Annotated in this window: 15 protein-coding genes; 3 read left to right on the top strand and 12 right to left on the bottom strand. The window is 70.6% G+C overall.

The annotated features are described in order from the left end of the window. Positions 1-11: 11 nt before the first annotated feature. Genes U8D42_RS24425 through ssd form a run of 6 tightly spaced genes read right to left on the bottom strand, consistent with a single transcriptional unit; the run spans position 12 to position 4,159 of the window. The gene (locus U8D42_RS24425; protein ID WP_085241410.1) at positions 12-314 is read right to left on the bottom strand and encodes a TadE family type IV pilus minor pilin; all 303 of its coding nucleotides are present in this window, start codon (positions 312-314) and stop codon (positions 12-14) included. Positions 315-337: 23 nt separating this feature from the next. Next, on the bottom strand, positions 338-514 hold the full coding sequence (locus U8D42_RS24420; protein WP_090418817.1) for a DUF4244 domain-containing protein: 177 nt from the start codon (positions 512-514) through the stop codon (positions 338-340). A gap of 42 nt (positions 515-556) precedes the next feature. Further along, positions 557-1,153 carry a type II secretion system F family protein gene (locus tag U8D42_RS24415; protein ID WP_322860754.1) on the bottom strand — a complete coding sequence of 199 codons (597 nt, stop codon included), beginning with the start codon at positions 1,151-1,153 and terminating at the stop codon, positions 557-559. Continuing rightward, the gene (locus U8D42_RS24410) at positions 1,150-1,953 is read right to left on the bottom strand and encodes a type II secretion system F family protein (protein ID WP_322860755.1); all 804 of its coding nucleotides are present in this window, start codon (positions 1,951-1,953) and stop codon (positions 1,150-1,152) included. The genes U8D42_RS24415 and U8D42_RS24410 overlap by 4 nt, the downstream gene beginning before the upstream one ends. After that, positions 1,950-3,110 (bottom strand): TadA family conjugal transfer-associated ATPase, encoded by a 1,161-nt coding sequence (locus U8D42_RS24405; RefSeq protein WP_322860756.1) that lies wholly within the window; start codon positions 3,108-3,110, stop codon positions 1,950-1,952. The genes U8D42_RS24410 and U8D42_RS24405 overlap by 4 nt, the downstream gene beginning before the upstream one ends. Further along, complete coding sequence (ssd, locus tag U8D42_RS24400) at positions 3,107-4,159, bottom strand: septum site-determining protein Ssd (RefSeq protein WP_322860872.1); 1,053 nt, start codon at positions 4,157-4,159, stop codon at positions 3,107-3,109. The genes U8D42_RS24405 and ssd overlap by 4 nt, the downstream gene beginning before the upstream one ends. Positions 4,160-4,638: 479 nt before the next feature. Here ssd and U8D42_RS24395 point away from each other — a divergent pair, with 479 nt between their 5' ends. Beyond that, entirely contained in the window at positions 4,639-5,472 is an 834-nt protein-coding gene (locus U8D42_RS24395) for an HAD-IB family hydrolase (protein ID WP_068061442.1), read from the top strand. Between the two features lie 444 nt (positions 5,473-5,916). Here U8D42_RS24395 and U8D42_RS24390 read toward each other — a convergent pair whose 3' ends face one another. The 5 genes from U8D42_RS24390 to U8D42_RS24370 are packed head-to-tail and all read right to left on the bottom strand — an operon-like array spanning position 5,917 to position 11,711. Continuing rightward, positions 5,917-6,675: an oxidoreductase gene (locus U8D42_RS24390; RefSeq protein ID WP_085241403.1), complete on the bottom strand. Its 759-nt coding sequence runs from the start codon at positions 6,673-6,675 to the stop codon at positions 5,917-5,919. An 11-nt stretch (positions 6,676-6,686) separates the two neighbouring features. Continuing rightward, positions 6,687-8,297 carry an ABC transporter ATP-binding protein gene (locus U8D42_RS24385; RefSeq protein WP_322860757.1) on the bottom strand — a complete coding sequence of 537 codons (1,611 nt, stop codon included), beginning with the start codon at positions 8,295-8,297 and terminating at the stop codon, positions 6,687-6,689. Beyond that, positions 8,294-9,169, bottom strand: coding sequence for an ABC transporter permease (locus U8D42_RS24380; protein ID WP_322860758.1), 876 nt, complete (start codon positions 9,167-9,169; stop codon positions 8,294-8,296). Before U8D42_RS24380 ends, U8D42_RS24385 begins: the two co-directional genes overlap by 4 nt. Beyond that, on the bottom strand, positions 9,162-10,088 hold the full coding sequence (locus U8D42_RS24375; protein WP_322860759.1) for an ABC transporter permease: 927 nt from the start codon (positions 10,086-10,088) through the stop codon (positions 9,162-9,164). The genes U8D42_RS24380 and U8D42_RS24375 overlap by 8 nt, the downstream gene beginning before the upstream one ends. Before the next feature lie 3 nt (positions 10,089-10,091). After that, entirely contained in the window at positions 10,092-11,711 is a 1,620-nt protein-coding gene (locus U8D42_RS24370; RefSeq protein ID WP_085241397.1) for a peptide ABC transporter substrate-binding protein, read from the bottom strand. Positions 11,712-11,788: 77 nt separating this feature from the next. Here U8D42_RS24370 and U8D42_RS24365 point away from each other — a divergent pair, with 77 nt between their 5' ends. Beyond that, on the top strand, positions 11,789-12,613 hold the full coding sequence (locus tag U8D42_RS24365; RefSeq protein ID WP_322860760.1) for an LppU/SCO3897 family protein: 825 nt from the start codon (positions 11,789-11,791) through the stop codon (positions 12,611-12,613). A gap of 7 nt (positions 12,614-12,620) precedes the next feature. Here U8D42_RS24365 and U8D42_RS24360 read toward each other — a convergent pair whose 3' ends face one another. Continuing rightward, positions 12,621-13,163 (bottom strand): DUF4232 domain-containing protein, encoded by a 543-nt coding sequence (locus U8D42_RS24360; protein ID WP_322860761.1) that lies wholly within the window; start codon positions 13,161-13,163, stop codon positions 12,621-12,623. A gap of 115 nt (positions 13,164-13,278) precedes the next feature. Between U8D42_RS24360 and acs the strand changes: the two genes are divergently transcribed. Then, positions 13,279-15,237 carry an acetate--CoA ligase gene (gene acs, locus U8D42_RS24355; RefSeq protein WP_322860762.1) on the top strand — a complete coding sequence of 653 codons (1,959 nt, stop codon included), beginning with the start codon at positions 13,279-13,281 and terminating at the stop codon, positions 15,235-15,237. Positions 15,238-15,239: the final 2 nt, after the last annotated feature.

The raw sequence follows: 15,239 nt of genomic DNA, 5'->3' as shown, positions 1-15,239 counted from the left end.
CCGAGCCGCGATCATCCCGAGGGCTCGGCCGCCGAGACCGCTTTGGCCGCAATGTCGAGCGCCGGCAACAGCCTGGAACGGGCGACGACGGTGGCCACCAGGAACTCGCCGTCGCGACGCAGCTCGACGCGCGCCCCGGCGGGGGCGATGCGCCGAGCCGCGCCCAGCGCCGAGCGTTCGTCGCCGCGGGCGGCCAGTCGCGCGGCCTCCCGGGCCGCGTCCACGCAGCGCACCTGCATCGACAGCGCGGTGACGCCGGCCAGACAGAGCACCAGCACGACGACCAGCGTGGCCACGCCCAAGGCCGCCTCCACGGTGCCGGCACCCGCACTGCCCGCTAGACCTTGGTGCTGAGCGCCCGACCGATGATGTTGGTCAGCGCCGACACGATGGAGTCGCCGGTCACGACGGTGTAGAGGATCGCTCCGAACGCGGCGGCAGCGATCGTACCGATCGCGTATTCGACCGTGGACATGCCCGCCTCGTCGGACACCAGAACCGTCACTCGGGCCATCAGCGCCCGAAATATGTTGTACAGCAACGCTTTCCTTTCTTTTCACCATAATCCCGACTGCAAGACCTCACCGGCGAGCCCGGCCACCACGGGAACGATGCCCAGGCACACGAACGCCGGCAAGAAGCACAATCCGAGCGGTCCGGCGATCAACACCCCGGCGCGCTCGGCGGTGGCGGTGGCCGCGTGCGCGGCGTTGTGGCGGGACTGGTCCGCCAACTCGGCGACACCCTCGGCCAGCGCAGCGCCCGACGCCGCCGAGCGCCGAGCCAGCCGTAGCAGCGCCTCCACCTGCGTGTCGGCCGAGCCGGCCCGCGGATCCGGCGCAGTCGTCCAGGCGACAGCGGGATCGGCGCCCAACGCCAGCAGATCGGCCGCGCGCCGCAGCACGCGGGCCAACACCGGCGGCGCGGACGACGCGGCGGCGGACGCGGCGGTGGCCACCGCCATGCCCGCTCCCAGGCACACGGCCAGCACGTCGAAACAGGAGGCGACCGCCAGCGGATCGTCGTCGTGCGCCTGCCCCAGCCCGGTGGGCGCCCGATTCTCGCGGACCGGCGCCCGCACCCGCGCCCGCACCAGCGCCGGGCCGGGGCCGATCCACGCGGCCACCGCGAGCAACATCGCCGCAGCCGTCACGACCCGAGCCGATCCGTGATGCGGTCGGCCCACAACAATCCCCCGCACGCCAGGGTCGAACCGACGACCAAGCACCATCCGCCGGCGTGCCCGTCGAGCAGGAAGCCCAGCGGCCGGGCCCCGATCAGCTGGCCCAGCAGCACGCCGAGCACCGGCAGGGCCGCCAAGATCGCCGCGGTCGCCCGCGCGCCGGCCATGTTCGACGTCACCCGAGCCGAGAACCGTTGCCGCTCCGCGATATCGCGCTGCGCGGCGCGCATCAGGGTGGCGATGGCCAGGCCGTGGTCGCTGGCCAGTTGCCAGCACAGCCCGAGACGATGCCAATGCGCGGGCAGGCTCGACGACTGCGCCGCGGCCCGCAGGCCGGCCGCGACGTCGGCACCCAATCTGGCGCGGGCCGCGACCGCCCGCAACGACTCCGCAACCGCGCCCGCGGTTTCCGCCGCGGCCACGCCGAACGCGCGCACCGGATGGGAGCCGACCCGCAGTTCACCGACGAGCACGTCGAGTGCGCCTTCCAGCGCCCGCCCCTCGCCCACGGCGCGCCGGATGCGACGGCGGCGGCGGTAGCGCACGTTCGCGGTCGCACCCACGACGGCCACGGCGAGCACCGTCGTCAGCGGCAGCAGCAGCGCGGCCGCCGCCACCGTCGCCGCGGCAAGGCAGGCCGCCGCGCGCGGCCCGGCCAGCGGGCGCCACCGACGGTGTGACGTCCGGGGCGCCAGGCGGTACCGCGGCGACGACGGGTAGACGACGAGCGCCAGCGCCAACAACGCCCCGACGACGACCAGGCCGTTCACGCCGGCATCCGGCTGTCCAGCAACCGGCGCAGGAGTTCGGCGTCGTCGGTCATGCCGGTGTCGGCATGCCACACCGTGACCGCGCGCACCCGCCCCGCGGCCGGGCGCAGCATGGCGATTTCGCCGAGCCGGCGCCGCCCGGAGCGATCCCGTGCGACGTGCAAGAGCACCTGCACTGCGGCGGCGAGTTGACTGTGCAGCGCCACGCGGTCGAGACCGCCGAGCGCACCCAGCGCCTCCAGCCGGGCGGGAACCTCGGCGGGGTTGTTCGCATGCACGGTCCCCGCTCCCCCGTCGTGGCCGGTGTTCAGGGCCGCCAGCAGATCCACCACCTCCGCGCCGCGCACCTCGCCGACCACGATGCGGTCGGGCCGCATCCGCAGGGCTTGCCGAACGAGTTGGCGCACGCCCACTTCGCCGACGCCTTCGACGTTGGCGCATCGCGCGACCAGCTTCACCAGGTGCGGATGCCGGGGCGCCAGCTCGGCGGCATCCTCGACGCAGACGATGCGTTCGGTGGGCGCCACGGCACCGAGCATCGCCGCGAGCAGGGTGGTCTTACCCGCTCCCGTTCCGCCGCACACCAGAAAGGCCAGCCGCGCGGCGATGATGTCGGCGACCAGGGCCGCGGCGTCGGACGCCAGGGCACCCGATGCGGTCAGGGCCGCCAGGTCCTGGCTGGCCGGCCGCAGCACCCGCAGCGACAAGCACGTGCCCGCGACCGCCACGGGAGGCAGGACCGCGTGCAATCGCACGGTGAACCCGGCGCCGATGCCCGTCAGCTGGCCATCCACCCACGGCTGCGCGTCGTCCAGGCGCCGACCGGCGGCCAGCGCGAGCCGCTGCGCCAGGCGCCGCACCGCCGCCTCGTCGGCGAACCGGACGGAGGTGCGCCGCAGGCCGTTTCCGTCGTCGACCCAGACCGCGTCCGGTGCGGTGACCAACACGTCGGTGGTGCCGTCCGCGCACAACAGCGGCTCGAGGATGCCGGCGCCGGTCAGCTCGGTCTGCAGCACCCGCAGGTTGGCCAGCACCTCGGTGTCACCGAGCATTCCGCCGGACTCGGCGCGGATCGCGGCGGCCACGACGTTGGGACCCAACGGCACGGATTCGGCTGCCAGCCGCTCGCGCACCCGGTCGATCAGCGAACCGCTCACGCGGCCCTACCGTTTCCCGCCGGCCCCGACGACGTCCGGGGCAGCACGGCGAGCACCCCGCGGGCCGCGGCCGCCAGCGCAGACCGCCGCCCGGCCCGCAGGCCGCCGCGCTCGGGCTGCTCGGCCACCCGCGGCTCGGCCCGCATGGACGCCAGCAACGGCAGCCCGGTGATGTCGGCGATCTCGGCCGCCCGCAACCCGCCCGGCGACGGGCCCCGCACCACCAATCCCACGTTGGGGTTGACGGCCGCCAGCACCGGGGCCAGCGCACCCGTCGCCGCGCACGCGCGCACATCGCATCGGCTGACCACCACGACGAGGTCGGCGGCGTCCAGCGCAGCCTGTGCCGCGTCGGTCAGACGACGCGGAAGATCGCAGACCACCGTCACCCCACCCCGGCGGCCGGCGTCGACGATGGCGTGCACCGGCCCGGGCGCCAGCTCGTACCCGCGCCGGGTGCCCGACAGCACGCTCACGCCCCGGTGTCGCGGCAACGCCGCACGCACTGCCGACCAGGCGAGCCGGCCGCCCTGCACCGCCAGGTCCGGCCAGCGCAGGCCGGCCACGCCCTCCGCGCCCAGCAGTAGATCGATCCCGCCGCCCCACGGGTCGAGATCGACCACCAGCGCCTCGGCGGCGGCCTGCGCCACGGCGATCGCCAGGGACGACGCGCCCGACCCGCCGCACCCTCCGATGACGGCGACGACATCGCCGCGCGGCCCGTCGTCGCGGACCGAATCGGCCGCCTCGGCGAGGGCGCCGACCAACCCGCGCTCCTGCTCGGGCAGCCGCAGCACCCGCCCGGCGCCGACCGCGACGGCCGCCGCCCACGTCGCGGTCGCCGGGTCGGCCGCCGTCAGCACGGTCACGTGAGCGCGCCGCGGCAACGCCGCTCGCCCACATCGTTCGGCCGCCGCCTCGTCCAGCACCACGGCCGCGGCCGCCGACCAGGTCTTGCGACTCACGGCGCCGCCGGCATGGACCACCCGGACGCCGACGGCCGCGGCCACGCGATCCAACTCCCGGCACAGTTCCGCGTCCGCCAGCACCGCCAGCACGCCCGGAGAGGTCGCCACTTCGGCCTGCGGTGTGCTTGTCACGCACCCACTCTGCGGGCGCGTGATGTTGGACACCAGTCCCAAACGCGGCATTTGGGGATAGAGACGCGACTGTGCACAAACGCATCGGGAGGCGCGCAGAGGGGGAAATGTCCGCAACCACTCGGACGGCGGCGCGGCGCGGCCGGTATCAGGGAAACTGACCCCAGAAAAGGGACGACCCCCGCCAGGGGGGGAGGAGGCGAGGGTCGTCGTGCATCAGCCCCGGGGGGTCGGGCTGATACACCCTCGGCTCAGGCCGAGTAATGCTTACTATACACATGCCAAGCCGCGGTAACGCAATAGCTCTTTCTATGAAAGAACACGTTGAGCCGCAAGAACACTGCCGTTACCGTAGGTCCCACTTTGCTGAGCGGCCATTTCGCGCCCAAGGTCCCAGCGCCGGCGGACGACCGACCTATGCTGGGCCCGTGACCGTCTTCGACCCGGCCGATGAGCAGCACACGACTCCCCGGGCCCGCACCGCGGCCTTCTTCGACTTGGACAAGACGATCATCGCCAAGTCCAGCACCCTGGCCTTCAGCAAACCGTTCTTCAACCAGGGGCTGCTGAACCGCCGCGCCGTGCTCAAGTCGAGCTACGCCCAGTTCATCTATCTGCTCTCCGGCGCCGATCATGACCAGATGGACCGGATGCGCATCCACATGACGAACATGGTCGCCGGCTGGGATGTGGAACAGGTCAAGTCGATCGTCAACGAAACGCTGCACGACATCGTCACGCCGCTCGTGTTCGCCGAAGCCGCGGACCTCATTGCCGCGCACAAGCTGTGCGGCCGCGACGTCGTCGTGGTCTCGGCGTCCGGGGAGGAGATCGTGGCGCCGATCGCCCGGGCGCTCGGCGCCACGCACGCGATGGCGACGCGGATGGTCGTCGAGGACGGCCGGTACACCGGCGAGATCGCGTTCTACTGCTACGGCGAGGGCAAGGTGCAGGCGATCCGCGAGCTCGCCGCCCGCGAGGGTTACCCGCTGGAGCACTGCTACGCGTACTCGGACTCGATCACCGACCTGCCGATGCTGGAATCCGTCGGGCATCCCAGCGTGGTGAATCCCGACCGCGGACTGCGCCGGGAAGCCGTCGAGCGTGGATGGCCCGTGCTGTCGTTCTCGCGGCCGGTGTCGCTGCGCGACCGCATCCCGGCGCCGTCCGGTGCGGCGATCGCGACGACCGCCGCCGTGGGCGTCAGCGCGCTGGCCGCCGGTGCGGTCACCTATTCGCTGTTGCGCCGCTTCGCGTTCTGACCCAAACCTGGCCGATGCGCAGCAAACACATTTCCGGCACCGTTTCGCAACGTTTGCAAAATTGGGCCTTGCTGCGCTAAGGGTCTAGTAGTACAAAGGAACCACGGAAGCCCGGTGAGGCCTAGGTCGATCCGGAAGAGAAGGTTCGATCTCCCGACCCGGGCGCCCAGCACGGTGCTCGGCACCCACGCGGAGTCATAGCCGCGATAATGGCAGAAGTGTTGCGGGCCTGCGTAATTGCGAAATGTGGACGGTATCGACGGCCCTTTGGGTGGGGTTGCGACCGGAAGCATCGCAAGATCGCCGAGGCCAACCCACGCAGCCCCGAAATGCACGCATGGTAACCGAGTTCCGTGCTAGCGGGCGGCGGACCGAATTCTTCGGGACGTCGCCCGCTTTGCATTGTCCCGCCGCGTTTTCGGGCACTCGCGGCAACCGGTCCAGCTATCGACCCGACAGCGACTCGGCGATTGTCAACGCCTCCTGCGCACCGGCCCGCATCGCCCGGCAGCACAGCACCACCCAGCCGCCCACCCCGGCCGCGGAGCCCTCGGCGAAGCCCCGGGCCGCGTCGCGGTAGTCGGCGGGCTGGCGCATCCAACTGACCTCGGGCACACCCAATCCGTGGGGATCCAGCCCGCTGGCGATGGTCACCAACCGGGACACCGCGCGGGCCACCACGCCGTCCGCGCTGCCGAACGGCCGCAGCGTCAGCAGTTCTCCGTGCGCGACCGCGGCGACCACTGGCGCGGGCGCCTCGGTGCCGCCGCTCACCAACTCCGCCAGCAACTCCAGCCGCTGCGCGACGCCGGCATCGGCGCGCGGCCGGCCCAGCCGGTCCTCGTCGACCTGGTCGGCCGCCGCCAGCATGTGCAGGCGGGCCAGCGCCTGAAGCGGCGCCCGCCGCCAGATCCCGACCAGCGGACCCTCGCCGCCTTCCAGCGCCTGGGCCACCCGCAGCGCCCCGCCGAACACCGGATCGGTGACCACCGCCGCGTCCGCCAGGTCTTCCAGCCGCACGGGACCGCCGTCCAGCACCGACGACGCGCGGGCCGCCCGCAACGCCGCTTCGGCGGCGGTCACCGGCCAGCCACGCAGGTTGGCCCGGTGACGATGGGCGCGGCCCAACGCGTCGCGGGCCCGGTCGCTGGCCTCGGCGACGCCCGGCAACTCCATCAGCGGAGCCAGTGGATCAGCCGTCACAGGTTGCCAACCTATCCCGGTGGCGCCGGCGCGCGCGGGATGGCCTCCAGTAGCTGACGGGTGTATTCGTGCCGGGGCCGGGTGAACAGCTCCTCGGCCGGGGCTTGCTCGACCACGCGGCCGGCGCGCATCACCAGGACGTCGTCGGCGATCTGCCGGATGACCGCCAGGTCGTGGCTGATGAACAGGTAGGCGAGGCCCAATTCGGCCTGCAGGCCGGCCAGCAACTCCAGAATCTGCGCCTGCACCAGCACGTCGAGCGCGGAGACCGCCTCGTCGCACACCAGCACCTCCGGGCGCAACGCCAGCGCCCGGGCGATTGCCACCCGCTGCCGCTGCCCACCCGACAGCTCGCGGGGCAGCCGCCCCAACACCGAGGACGGCAACGCGACCTGGTCGACCAGTTCGCGCACCGCGCGCTCGCGCTGCCGTCGGTCACCGACGTGGTGGATGCGCAGCGGCTCCTCGACGGCCCGAGACACCGTGTACATGGGATCCAGGCTGCTGTAGGGGTTCTGGAACACCGGCTGCACCCGCCGCCGGAAGGCCAACTGCTGCTCCCGGTTCAGTGCGGCGTCGACCCGGGCGCCGTCGAAGACGACCGTGCCCGAAGTGGGCGGCAGCAGGCCGAGGACCATTCGCGCCAGCGTGGACTTGCCAGAACCCGACTCACCGGCGATGGCCAGCGTGCTCGCCCGCCGCAACCGAAACGAAACCCCGTCGACGGCACGGAATTCCGTTCGCCGCCAGGGAGCGCCGCGGGATTCACGATAGACCTTCGTCAGTCCCGAGGCGACGAGGATGTCGCCGGCCGGCCGGCGATCCGTCGTCCGGGCCGGCCTGGTGACCGACAGCGACGGCACCGCGGCCACCAGCCGCCGGGTGTAATCGTGTTGCGGGTCGCGCAGGATCGACTCCGCCGCACCGGATTCCACCACCACACCCGCGCGCATCACCACCACGGACTCGGCGCGTTCGGCGGCCAGCGCCAGGTCGTGGGTGATCAGCAGCAACGCGGTGCCGAGTTCGGTGGTGAGCCCCTGCAGGTGGTCGAGTACCTGGCGCTGCACGGTGACGTCCAGCGCGGAGGTCGGCTCGTCGGCGATCAGCAACCTCGGCCGGCCCGCCAACCCGATCGCGATCAGCGCCCGCTGGCACATGCCACCGGATAGCTGGTGCGGGTAGCGACCCGCTTGCTTCGCCGGGTCCGGCATGCCCGCCCGGGCCAGCAGCTCCACCGCGCGTTCCCGCGTCCGGCGATCGGAGGTGTTGGCCCGCAGCGCTTCTGAGACCTGGAAGCCGACCTTCCAGACGGGGTTCAGATTGGCCATCGGGTCCTGGGGTATGTAGCCGATCTCGCGGCCCCTGATCGCCCGCAGCGTCCGGCGGTCGGCCCCGGCGATGTCGGATCCGTCGAAGAGGATGCGCCCGGCGGTGATTCGGCCACCGGGCGCAAGCAGGCCGAGGATCGCCGCGGCCGTGGTGGATTTCCCGCAACCCGATTCGCCCACCACCGCGACGGTGTGGCCGGGCAGGACCGTCAGATCCACGCCGCGCACGGCGGCCTGGTCGCCGAAGCGGACCTCGAGGCCCTCGACGGCCAGCAGCGGTTCGCCGGTCATGGGCGCCACGCCCGGGACGCCGGATCCAGGGCGTCGCGCAACGCGTCGCCCATCATCATGAAGGCCAGCACCGTGATCGCCAGCGCGCCGGCCGGATAGAACAGGATGGGCGAGCCGGCGCGCAGCCGAGTCTGGGCGAGGTTGATGTCGCCGCCCCAGGACACCACCGTGCTCGGCAGCCCGACACCGAGGTAGGACAGCGTCGCCTCGGTGACGATGAAAACGCCCAGGACGAGGGTGGCCATCGCGATGACCGGGCCCAGGGCGTTGGGCAGCGCATGGCGCAGCAGAATTTGAAAGCGGCTCAGCCCCAGCGCTTTCGCAGCCAGGACGTAGTCGCTCGCGCGCACCGCCAGCACCGATCCGCGCGCGATGCGGGCCACCTGCGGCCAGCCGAACAACGCCAGGATGGCGATCACCGTCCACACCGTGCGATGGCGCATCACCTGCATGAGCACGATCGCTGCGAGCAGCAGCGGCAACCCGAAGAACACGTCGCTGACCCGCGAGACCACCGCGTCGACCCAGCCGCCGTAGAACCCGGCCAGCGCGCCGAGCGCGCCGCCGACGACGAACACCACCAGCGCCGCCCCCACTCCGACGATGACCGAGGCCCGCGCGCCGTAGACGGTGCGGGCGTAGACGTCGTGGCCCTGCAGGTCGGTGCCGAACCAGTGCGCACGCGATGGCGGGAGCAGGCTCTGGCCGGCGTCGGCGTAGGCCGGATCGGCCCCGGTGAACAGCGCCGGAAACATCGCGACGAGCAGGACGAACAGGATCAGCAGGCCGGCGATGACGAACTTCGGGCGCCCGCGCAACCCACGCCATGTGTCCCGCCAGAAGCCGCTGCGCCCGGCCGACGGCTCAGCCATACCGGATCCTCGGGTCCAGGGCGGCATACAGCAGGTCGACGGCCAGGTTGGTGATCAGGTAGATCCCCACCAGCACCGTCACGATCGACACGACGGTCGGCGCCTCCTGCCGCGTGACGGCCTGATACAGCACACCGCCGACGCCGTGGATGTTGAAAATGCCCTCCGTCACAATGGCCCCGCCCATCAGCGACCCCAGGTCGGCCCCCAGGAAGGTGACGACCGGGATCAGCGAATTGCGCAGGATGTGCACCGTCACCACGCGCGGCCGGGACAGCCCCTTGGCGGTGGCGGTGCGGACGTAGTCGGCGTGCGCGTTCGCGGCCACCGCGGACCGGGTCAACCGCACCACGTAGGCGAACGACACCGAACCCAGCACAAACCCGGGCAGCAGCAGGCGCCCAAACGTCGACCGCTCGCCCACCGTGACCGGCGCGATGCCCAGCTTCACCCCGAAGACGAACTGGGCCAGGAACCCCAGGACGAAGATGGGCACCGCGATGATGACCAGACCGGTGATCAGCACGCCCGCGTCGAACAGGCCACCGGTGCGCAGGCCGGCGATCACCCCGAAACCGATGCCCAGCACCGTCTCCACGGCCAGCGCGATCAGCGCGAGCCGCAGCGTGACCGGAAAGGCATGCGCCAGAACGTCGCTCACCGGCAGGCCGGAGTAGGACCGACCCAAGTCGCCGCGCAGCACGCCGCCGAGGTAGCGCAGGTACTGCACGACGAACGGGTCGTCGAGGTGGTAGCGGGCCCGCAGCTGCGCGGCGACCTCGGGGGTGAGCGGACGGTCCCCGGCGATCGCGGCGAGGGGATCGCCCGGCAACAGGAACACCATGCCGTAGACCAGCAGCGTGGCACCGAGGAAAACGGGCACCATGACGGCGATCCGGCGCGCGATGTACCAGCCCATGGCTCAGGCCTTGACGATGTTCTCGTAGTCGGGCAGACCGTTCCAGGTGAGCTTGACGCCGCTGACCTGCGGCGACCACCCGACCACCGCGATGTAGTACCACAGCGGCACAGCAGGCATGTCGCGCAATAGGATTCGTTGGGCCTCGTTGACCAGCACATCGGCCCGCTGCAGGTTGGGGGCGGCCTCCGCGGCGGCCAGCCCGGCGTCGAACTCCCGGCTCGAGTATCCAACGTCATTGGATCCCGCTCCGGTGGCGTACAGCGGGGCCACGAACTCGATCATCGACGGGTAGTCGCCGATCCAGCCCGCGCGGAAAGCGGTATCGATGGTGCGGTTGGTGATTTGGGTGCGAAAGCCCGCGAACGTGGGGTGCGGCGCGCCGACGGCATCGATGCCCAGCACGTTCTTGATGCTGTTGGCCACCGCGTCCACCCACTCTTGATGCCCGCTGTCGGCGTTGTATGCGATTGAATACCGCCCGCTCCATGGCGAGATCGCGTTGGCCTGCGCCCAGAGTTGGCGCGCCCGTTCGGGTTTGAAGTCCAATGCGTCGTTACCCGGGATGTGGGGATCGAATCCGGGCAACGAGCTGGCGGTGAAATCCCGGGCCGGGCTGCGGGTGCCGTTGAAGATCTGCTGACAGATCTGCGGGCGGTTGATGGCCGCCGACAACGCCAAGCGGCGCAACCGACCCTCTTCGCCCCCGAAATGCGGCAGCCGCAACGGCGTGTCGAGCGATTGGCTGACCGCGACGGGTCCACTGGCCGCGTTGCCCCCCAGGTCGCGCTTGTAGATCGTCAGCGCGCTGGACGGAATCGTGTCCAGCACATCCAGATTGCCGGACAGCAGGTCGGCATAGGCGGTGTCGAGGTTCGCGTAGAACTCGAAACGCAAGCCCTTGTTGTGCGGCTTTCGGTTGCCCTGGTAGTCGGGATTGGGCTTCAAGTCCATCTTGACGTTGTGTTCCCAGGCCGGCCCGTCGGGACCGTCCGCCAATTCGTATGGGCCGTTGCCGACCGGGTTGCGGCCGAACGCCGCCATATCCCGAAAAGCCCTGTCCGGTAACGGGTAGAACGCGTTGTGTCCCAGCCGCAACGTGAAGTCGACGGTCGGCGCCTTGAGCCGCACGTCGAATTCGAGATCGTTGACCACGTGCAGCCCGGACATGGTGGTCGCGCTCGGCTTGGCGGCCGCGACGTCGTCGTAACCGACGATCGGGCTGAAAAAGCTCTGCTGCAGTTGGGCGTTGGTGCTCAGCGCCCCGTAATTCCACGCGTTGACGAATGAATGCGCCGTCACCGGCGAGCCGTCGGTGAACTTCCAGCCGGGCTTGAGGACGATCCGGTAGTTGACGTTGTCGGTGGTCTCGACCGATTGCGCCACCTCCGGCGACGGCTTGCCGGCGGCGTCATAGGACACCAAGCCGGCGAACAGCCGATCCAGGATCCGCCCGCCGAGGCTGTCGTTCGTGCCGGTCGGGACCAACGGATTCGGCGGTTCCCCGCCGTTGACCACCACCGACTCAGGGCTCAACGCCCCGCCGCCGCACGCGGTCAGGGACGCGAGCGCCAGGAAGCCGGCAACGATCACACTCGTCGCATAGGCCCGCATCCGACGCATGACACCCGACCCTAGGGCCTGCCGCCGCGCCCGGCGGTGAAGTGCCCGGCGCGGGTCCGCGAATTTAGAATCGCGGCGTGACTGTCGTGTATCTGGCTTCGGACCGACCGGGTCTGCTAGCGGGGGAACTGATCTTTACGTTCGGCCTTCCCGCAACCGGATTGATCTGTCTGGTCGCCGGCCTGCTGGAGCGCTCGCGCAGACGTCCACCGTTCCCGCCGCCGTACAACACCGGCCATCCGTATCCGCCCCCACCGCCGATGGGCTATCCGGGCCCGTACCCCGCTCCGCCGCCCTTCCCGGGCTATCCGCCCGCCGTGCCGCCGCGGCGGCCGACGAGCAAGTCGGCCACCACACTGATCACCGTCGGCGCCGTCCTGCTGGGGCTGGGCGGGCTGAACATCTTCTTCCACGCTACGCGCGCCGTGTCGAGCGACGATAGTGGCTCGCTCACGACCGCCCAGCCAACCCCATCGGCCAGAGCCGCGATGCCCGAAATAGGTCAGTGCTTCACCGAATTCGAGGTCCGTATGGGTTCGCTCAACCAACCGACCGACTGCGGTGATCCTGTGGCGACCTATGAGCTCGCCGCCGCAGGCGGGCCGACGGCGACCTGCCCCGACAACAAACGCGGCGACTCCGTATACGCGCGCCTCACCAACGAATCCCACACACTGTGTTTTGCCCCCAACCTCAAACAAGGGCTCTGCTACCTGAGGACCGACCAGCGCAAGACGACGACGTGGACACCGATCGATTGCGCTGAAGCACGCTTCGCAAGATTTAAGGTCGACAAGCGCATTGACGGCAGCGCCGACGAAACGCAATGTCCGCCGGGGACAAAGGCCAACGCGTACCCCACGCCGCCGCGGGTCTACTGCCTGGCGCAAGCCGACTCGTGACGTCGCTTCAGACGGGCGTGACGGGGTGCACCTGCAGCGTGCACACGTCGATGGCGGCCGGCACGGTCAGCACCACCGTCGTGTCCGGTGGGGTGACCAGCAGTTCGGTGTAGGTGGGGCACGGCGCGCCGTTGGCGTCGATGGCGATGCCCTCCACGACGGCCTGCGCCTGGCTGGACAGCGACAGGATGACCGTCGGCGGTGACTCGGCGCCGCCCGGCAGGCCGCCCATGTAGCCGCGCAGCGTGGGTTGCGCATGGATGAGTGGCCCACCGGCGCCCGAGTCCACCCCGGGGTATCCGGTCAACGTGCAGGGCTCCGCGCCGCCGGCGAGGCTGAACAGCAGAGTCGTCGCGCGGTGGCCGACGGCGGCCTGAGCCGGCGAGGAGGTGACGGCGATCTGGTCCGACCAGCATGGGGTCGGCTCGTCGGCGGTGTCGGTCGGCATGGCCCACGCCGGAGTCCCCAGCATGGCGGTGGCCGCGTAACCCGTTGCGGCCGAGGCAAAGCTGAGAACTAGTCGGCGGATGCGCCGCCCGTGACCCGGCACACCGGTGATTATCCGCCATCGGGGCGCGCTTTGACCTGCATTTCGAGCGTCGCATTTCACGTTGTGGGGCTAGGCTCTCTGACGATCGACGAGCCTCGACACCAGGAGGAAGCCAGTGACCGCCACCGACGCCGTAGGCCCGTCGTCGTATCCCCCGTCCGCGGAGTTCGTCGCGCAGGCCAACGCGGGCGAGGAGCTGTACCGCGAGGCCGACGAGGACCGGCTGGCCTTCTGGGCCAAGCAGGCCCGTCGGCTCTCCTGGGCGACGCCGTTCACCGAGGTGCTGGACTGGTCGAACGCCCCGTTCGCCAAGTGGTTCGCCGACGGCAGGCTCAACGTCGCCTACAACTGCGTGGACCGCCACGTGGAGGCGGGCAACGGCGGCCGCGTCGCGATCCACTGGGAGGGCGAACCCGGCGACAGCCGCAGCCTGACCTATTCCGAGCTGCAGGCGCAGGTGTGCAAGGCGGCCAACGCACTGACCGACCTGGGTCTGGTCGCCGGTGACCGCGTCGCCATCTACATGCCGCTGATCCCCGAAGCGGTCATCGCGATGCTGGCCTGCGCCCGCCTGGGGATCATGCACAGCGTCGTGTTCGCCGGCTTCACCGCGAAGGCGGTACGGGCCCGCATCGCCGATGCGCAGACCAAGTTGCTGATCACCAGCGACGGGCAGTTCCGCCGCGGGAAACCGGCGCCGCTGAAGGACGCCGCGGACGAGGCGGTTGCGCCCGGCCCGGACGGCGACAGCCCCGTCGAGCACGTCCTGGTGGTGCGGCGCACCGGAATCGACGTGTCGTGGGACGACGACCGCGACCTGTGGTGGCACGACGTCGTCGACGCCGCGTCGCCCGAGCACACCCCGGAGCCCTTCGACGCCGAGCAGCCGCTGTTCCTGCTGTACACCTCGGGCACCACCGGAAAACCCAAGGGCATCGTGCACACCAGCGGTGGGTACCTGACCCAGGCGTCCTACACGCACTACTACGTCTTCGACCTCAAGCCCGAGAAGGACGTCTTCTGGTGCACCGCCGACATCGGCTGGGTCACCGGGCACACCTACGGTGTCTACGGCCCGCTGTCCAATGGGGCCACCCAGGTTCTCTACGAGGGCACGCCCGACACACCGACCCAGCACCGGCACTTCGAGATCATCGAAAAGTACGGTGTGACAATCTATTACACCGCGCCCACGCTCATCCGGACGTTCATGAAGTGGGGTCACGAGATCCCCGACGCGCACGACCTGTCCAGCCTGCGGCTGCTGGGATCGGTCGGCGAACCGATCAACCCGGAGGCCTGGCGCTGGTACCGCACGGTGATCGGCGCGGACCGCCTCCCCATCGTGGACACCTGGTGGCAGACCGAGACCGGCTCCGCGATGATCGCCCCCCTGCCCGGGGTCGCCGCCGCCAAACCCGGTTCGGCGATGCGGGCGCTGCCGGGCATCTCGGCCAAGATCGTCGACGACCACGGCGACGAACTGGTGCCGGGCGTCCACCACGGCGAGCACGTGACGGGCTACCTGGTGTTGGACCAACCGTGGCCGTCCATGCTGCGCGGCATCTGGGGTGATCCCGAGCGATACGTCGAGACCTACTGGTCCAGATTCGCCGAGCAAGGCTGGTATTTCGCCGGGGACAGCGCCTATTACGACCGCGACGGAGCCATCTGGGTGGTGGGCCGCATCGACGACGTGATGAACGTGTCCGGGCATCGGCTCTCCAGCGCCGAACTGGAGTCGGCGCTGGTCGGCCACTACGGAGTGGCCGAGGCCGCGGTGGTCGCAAAGACCGACGAGACCACGGGCCAAGCCGTCTGCGCGTTCGTCGTCTTGTGCGCCGAGTACGAGGTGCACGACGGGGTCGTCGACGAGCTGCGCGCCGAGGTGGCCCGGGAGATCTCGCCCATCGCCAAACCGCGTGAGATCCACGTGGTGCCGGAGCTGCCCAAGACGCGCAGCGGCAAGATCATGCGCAGGCTACTGCGCGACATCGCCGAGAACCGGGACCTGGGTGACACGTCGACGCTGCTCGACCCCAGCGTGTTCGACGCGATCCAGGCCTCGAAGTAGCC

The sequence above is a fragment of the Mycobacterium europaeum genome, from assembly GCF_034555895.2.
In the GTDB taxonomy this organism is placed as follows: domain Bacteria; phylum Actinomycetota; class Actinomycetes; order Mycobacteriales; family Mycobacteriaceae; genus Mycobacterium; species Mycobacterium europaeum.
Note: the sequence above shows the minus strand (reverse complement) of the source record. Positions and strands in the feature narration are given on the sequence as shown.